This is a genomic window from Mycobacterium kyorinense (assembly GCF_002101735.1).
GTDB classification, from domain to species: Bacteria; Actinomycetota; Actinomycetes; order Mycobacteriales; family Mycobacteriaceae; genus Mycobacterium; species Mycobacterium kyorinense.
Window position 1 is genome coordinate 1 of sequence record NZ_LQPE01000036.1, and the last position, 6,090, is coordinate 6,090.

3 protein-coding genes are annotated in these 6,090 nt (G+C 66.2%); all 3 read left to right on the forward strand.

Going from position 1 to position 6,090, the window contains the following annotated elements:
• Window positions 1–83: 83 nt before the first annotated feature.
• The 3 genes from AWC14_RS06610 (at window position 84) to AWC14_RS06620 (ending at window position 5,852) form a co-directional block, all read left to right on the forward strand.
• Complete coding sequence (locus tag AWC14_RS06610; protein ID WP_045375023.1) at window positions 84–4,103, forward strand: type VII secretion protein EccC; 4,020 nt, start codon at window positions 84–86, stop codon at window positions 4,101–4,103.
• 99 nt (window positions 4,104–4,202) lie between these two features.
• A complete protein-coding gene (locus tag AWC14_RS06615) occupies window positions 4,203–4,496 on the forward strand; it encodes a PE family protein (RefSeq protein ID WP_045375026.1) in 294 nt (97 codons plus the stop codon).
• A gap of 30 nt (window positions 4,497–4,526) precedes the next feature.
• Complete coding sequence (locus AWC14_RS06620; protein WP_045375028.1) at window positions 4,527–5,852, forward strand: PPE family protein; 1,326 nt, start codon at window positions 4,527–4,529, stop codon at window positions 5,850–5,852.
• The last annotated feature ends 238 nt before the right edge of the window (window positions 5,853–6,090 follow it).

Sequence of the window (6,090 nt, forward strand, 5' to 3'; positions counted from 1 at the left end):
CCGGTGACGATCACCGAAACCAAGCCCGCGCCGCCGCCACCCCCGGCCGCGCCGCCACCGCCACCAGAAGAAGAGGGCAACCCGTGAGCGTTCGACCCTGGATCCCGCCGCGCAAACCAACACCGCCGCCGCAGTTCTCGATGGTCGAGACCAAGGTGCCGCCACCCAGCGAAGTGCCCGAGGTGGTGCCCGCGGGCAAAATGCAAAAGCTCCTGCCCATTTTGATGGTGATCGCCATCGTCGGCATGATCGGCATCTTCTTTGCCACCGGGCTGCGTCGCATGAGCCCGTTCATGTTGCTGTTCCCGTTGATGTTTCTGGCCTCCGGGGCCGGCATGATGGGCGGCTACGGCGCATCAGGTGGCAAGAAAACCCCCGAGATCAACGCCGAACGACGCAAATACACCGAGATGTTGACCAAGCTGCGCGGCACGGTGCACCAACGAGCCGCCCAGCAGTACGCGCTGCTTGCGCACACCGCGCCGCCGCCGGAAACCCTGGCCTCGTTGATCGGCGGGCCCCGCCAATGGGAGCACACCAACCCCGAGCGGGACCGGACCAACTTCTTGACCGCCCGAGTCGGGCTCAACGAGCAAAAACTCGGCGGCGGGATGACGATGGCCGACACCGCCCCCAACATCGATCTCGAGCCGGTGCAAAACGTGGCGGCGCAACGCTTCTTCCGGGCGCATCGGGCGGTCGCCGGTATGCCGGTCAAGATCGACCTGAAAACCCATGCCAGCGTGCAGTTCTTCGGCGACGGCGACCTGGCCGGCGTCATTAGGGCGATGCTGTTGCAGCTGGCGGTATTTCACCCACCCAACCTGGTGCTCATCGCCGTCGTCACCGAACACGCGCAGGAGTGGGACTGGATTAAATGGTTGCCGCACAACCAAAACCCGCACCGCAACGACGCGCTGGGCAGCGAACGAATGGTCTACGCGCCGCACAACGCCCGCGAAGGCCTCGAAGAGATCCTGGCCGGGCGCGGCGGATTTTCCGCCGACCGCGACTACAACGGTGACAAGCCATGGCTGGTAGTGGTGGCCGATCGGGTCGGCGCCGTACCGGGCTGCGGTGAGGGCAGCGAAGCGGTGACCGTGATACGCCGCGGCGGAACCGACGAGTCGGCGCTGGAGACCACCCAAGGCGCGCGCGTCGAACTAGCGGCGAGCGGGCGGGCCCGCCGACGGCGGATGAGCCCCGACGACCCGCTGAAGTACTGGGTCACCCGCGCCGATGCGGTCAGCGACCACGACGCCCGCCGCATCGCGCGGCGCATGGCGCGCTGGCGCGCCGCCGGCTCCGGGCACACCGACACCCGCGGTGAGGCCAGCGGCCCGGTCAAGACGTGGCAGGCCCTGCACGGCATCGATGACCCCGGCACCATGGGCACCAGCCGCTGGGTCACCTACCGCGACCGCGACCCCGAGCGGATGCGCATCCCCATCGGGTGGGATCGATCCGGGGCCCCGGTCGTGGTGAACATGAAAGAAGACTCCGAAGGCGGGATGGGCTCGCACGGGCTGATCCTGGGCTACACCGGGTCGGGAAAGTCATCGTTCGTGGCGGACCTGCTGCTGGGCGTGGTCGCCACCCACACCCCCGAACAGGTCAACCTCATCCTCGTCGACTACAAGGGCGACGGCACCTTCCCGGGATTCGAAAAGCTCAACCACACCGTGCAAGTGCTCAGCAACATCGGCGACAAAGACTCCGTCAACCGGCTCGAAGATGTGCTACGCGGCGAGGTGGAGCGCCGCCAGCGACTCCGCAAAGAAGCCGGGCGTTTCAAAGACGCCGCCTCCTACCTGAAGGCCAGAGAACGCGGAGCCAAAATCCCGCCGTTCCCAACGCTTCTGGTGGTGGTCGACGAATTCACCGCGCTGCTCAAAGACCACCCCGAATACCGCGACCTCTTCGAACACCTGGCCCGCCAAGGCCGATCCGACCGTATCCAGCTGGTGCTAGCCACCCAGTCACTCACCGGGGTGTCGCTGGGCCAGCTGGAATCCAACCTGGGTTGGCGCATCGCGCTCAAAACCGCCAACGCCCAGGACTCCAGCGCCGCGATCGACACCAAAGACGCCTACTACCTCACCCAAGTCGGGCAGGGCTATCTGAAAGTCGGTGGGGCAGAGCCGAAATTCTTCGAAGCCGCCCACGTCTACGAACCCTACTTCCCGCCCACCATCAGCGCGACCCGTAACGAAACCAAAACCGTGGGCGGCATTTCCGGGATCGCCAAGTTCGGGATCACCCCCGTCGGGGCGGTGCACGCCGACAGCAAGACCGACCAGCCCGTGGCGCCGGTCACCCACACCCGCCAAGAGATCGACGACGCACCCGAGCTCATCACGGTCGTCCTCGATCAGCTTGCCGGCCAAGGCCCACCGGCCTACAAGATGTGGCTGCCCAGGCTGGACCGCCCCCGCCCCGTGGGTGCGCTGGTGGCCGCCAGCGGCGCAACACCCGGCGCCAAAGCGGTGCTGCGGCTGCCAATCGGTCTGATCGACTTGCCCTACCAGCACAAGCAAGATGTGTTCAGCGTCGATCTGACCGACAGCCACCTGGTGGTGTGGGGACGCACACGCTCAGGAAAATCCGTTGCGCTGCAAACACTTGCGATGAGTGCGGCGCTGCTCAACGATCCCCGCAAGGTGCAGATCTACGGCCTGGATTTCGGAGGCGACAGCAAACTGCTCGCACTCGAAGGGCTTCCGCATGTCGGCGGGGTGGCGCTGCGCGGCGACACCGACACCGTCAACCGGGTCCTCTCCGAAGTCGGCGAGGTGGTGCGCCGTCGCTCCGAGATTTTCCGCGAACTGCGCGTCGGATCCATGGCAACCTACCGCGACAAGGTGGCGCGCGGCGAGGCCCGCGACGACGGAATGGGCGACGTGATCTTGCTCATCGACGGGTGGGACGAATTCCGCAAAGCCCACCCCGACGCCATGGATCAAGTCGAGACGCTCATGCGTGACGGGCTGGCCGCCGGGGTGCGCCTGGTCGTCACCGTCCTGGAATGGACAACGCTGCCGCGCACCATCAATGGGCTGTTCAACACCAAGATCGAACTGAAGATCAACGACCCCAACCTGACCCAGGTCAGCAAGCGGGCAGCCGAAGCTGTGCCCCACAACATTCCCGGCCGCGGTCTCGACGCGATCAGCGCCAAGCACATCATGATCGGTGCGCCCCGCCTCGACGACACCGAAGTGGTCGACGACGCCGGCCTGGCCGTAGCCATCGAACAACTGCGGCAGCGGTTCGAAGACCAGCAGGCTCGCACCGTGCGAGTGCTGCCGACACGCCTTGAGGCCGCCGCGCTTCGGATGCCCGAACGCTGGGGTGGGTCGCGCTGGTCGGTGCCGGTCGGCATGTACGAGAAGGACCTGTCCACCGCGATGGTCGACTTCATGGCCGAACGCCACCTCAACATCTTCGGGGCGAAAAACTGCGGCAAAACCCATTTGCTGGCTTCGATGATGAAGTCGCTCACCGCCCGCTACAGCCCTCACGAGGTCAAATTCCTTGTCGTGGACCTCAAGTCGTCGCGGCTATTGGATGCAGTCGATGAGGACTATCTGCTGCGCTGGGAAGACCAGCAGGGCCGCGAGCGCAGCGGGTTGATCCTCAACAGCTCCGAGCTGGAGATCGGTGTGCATGCCATCGCCAACGGGATGGCCAACCGGCAAGCCAGCGGGGAAGTCACCCGCGAACAGCGCCGCAACCGGTCGTGGTGGCAGGGCCCGGAAATCTTCATCTTCGTCGACGACTACGCGATGGTGAACAACGCCGCCCCAAGTGTGTTCGCCCCGCTGGCGCCGTTTTGGGGCAGCGCCGAGCAAGTCGGCGTGCACTCGGTGGTGGCCTGCCCGATCGCGGTGGCCAACCGGGTGCTGCCCCAGGGGGCGTCGCTGATGAAGCTCAACAACGACGCCGGCGCGGCCACCCTGGTCATGGACGGGGTCAAAGAACATGGCCCGTTCATCGCCGGAGTGCGGGTCACCCCGCGCCCGCCCGGGCGGGGTGTGCTCAGCTTTGCCGGCGAGCTGCAGACGATTCAAACGCCCGTGGTGCCCGAACTCGAGAACACTTAGGCCGTTTGGTGTCAAGGTGGTATTGCGGTTGGCCGGGACAGGTGCAAACATTCGAATCATCTGGTTACACACTCGTAAGATAAGGGAAGGCAGGGGGAGATGCTGCAGGTCAACACGATCGGCCTGACAACCTCAGGTGTGGCTGTCGGCGCCGTCGGCGCCCACCAGGGTGCTGCCACCGCAGCCGCGATGCCGGCGGTCTCCGCGCTCACGCCGTCGGGTCTTGATGAGGTGTCGGCATTGGCGGCCACCGCGTTTAGCGCCCAGGGCCTGGACTTCAGCGCCATGTCCGCCGAAGCCACTGCCATGTTGCTGGCGGCCAGCGAGGGCATGACCGCGGTCGGCGCCGCCTACGAGGGCGTGGACGCGGCCGGCGCCACTCTCATCATCTAGAAGGCGGTCTCGCTGACCACCTGGCATGGACTGCCGCCCGAGGTCAACACCGGGCGGTTGATCGCTGGAGCCATGGCCGAGCCCTATGTGCAGGCGCAGGCGGCCTGGCAGGCGCTGGCGGCGGACTTCACCGCTGCCATGTCGATGCTGACCGCAGAGATCGCGACGGTCTCAACACTGTGGCAAGGGATGGCCGCCCAACAAGCACAGGCGGCGTTCGCTCCCTACCTGGCGTGGATGGATTCGATCGTCGCCATGGCCCAACAGCGCGCCGCGGCCGCCGGCGCCCAGGCCGCGGCCTACAGCACCGCGGTGGTCACCACCCCGACCCTGGCTGAGCTGGCTGAAAACCACGTCACCCACTTCATTCTCGAGATGACCAACTTCTTGGGCATGAACACCATCCCGATCGCGGTCAACGAGTTCCAATACTTCGTCGAGCTGTGGAACCGTGCCGCCGGCGCGATGGATGAATACGCCTCGGCGACCGCGGTCAACACCACCTTTCCGCCGTTCCCGGTAGCGCCGCCGATCATGGCGATGCCCGGGGCGCCCGAGGCGGGGCTGGCCGCGGTGTTGGCCCAAACCGCGGCCGCCTTGCCCAACAGCCTTGCTCGCGACGCATTGCTGGTCGCGCTGTCCGGCGAAAGTGCGGTCGAAGGACCCAAAGGGGAGGCGCAGCTGGCCGCGCAAGTGGGCGGCATCGCCGGCAACCTAGCCGGCGGTGCGGCGGAGCAGGGCACCCAAGACGCCCAGTCGGCATCACTGGACACCAGTGGGGTCGCCGGCCAGTCCAGTCCGCTGGTCGAGTCGGCTTCCCAGATCGCGATGCAAGCCTCGCAGGCGGTCAGCGAGCTGCCCCAGCAACTCGGTCCGCAGCAGTTGATGAGCGCGGCCAGCCAACCCATGCAGCAGCTGACCTCGGTGTTCACCCAGGGATTGGGCAGCAACCTTGCCGGGCAAGGGATCTCGCAAGATCAGCTGCTGGCCCACTTCGGGTCGGTCGACCAGCTGGGCATGTACGGGACCAGCCCGCTCGGATCAGCCGGGGGCGCCTACGGCGGTGCCGGGCTGCTCACTTCAGCCACATCGTCCACCCCGCTGCGGACCCCGGCGGGATGGAGCGCGCCGGCCGCCCCCGCGGTCGAGGAAGTGGCGCAGGTTGTCTCAACGACCTCAACTCCCGGTTCTGGTAGCGGGGCGGTGGGCACCGGAACCGGGATGATGGGCCCCTTGAGTGCGGCGCATGCCCGCTCCGATGGGCACGGCGCGGTGGTGGCATCCCCGGCGGTCGAGGAAAAGCCGGTCCCGGCAACTCTTGGATTCGAGGCATTCGATGACGTTGACGAAATCTGAGCGCCGCGGTGCGGCGTCAAGTCCCCTTGCGTTTGCCAGGGGCATGGTTTTGGCTGGTAGGAGCTTTCCGCGTCGACGTCGTTTGCGGCGCGGACCTTCACCTTAAAAGGTGGCGGCAACCGGCAAACGACGACACAACCCCACATAACGAACCATCCAACGAAAGGACTCTCAATGAAGATGTCAAGCCGCCGACTTGGTGATCGGGGGTGATTCGGGTTGCCAGGTGCGGTTGTCA

Bases quoted from the DNA above. Each gene is read 5' to 3' on its own strand.
- AWC14_RS06615 (WP_045375026.1), top strand. From the start codon at position 4,203: ATGCTGCAGGTCAACACGATCGGCCTGACAACCTCAGGTGTGGCTGTC.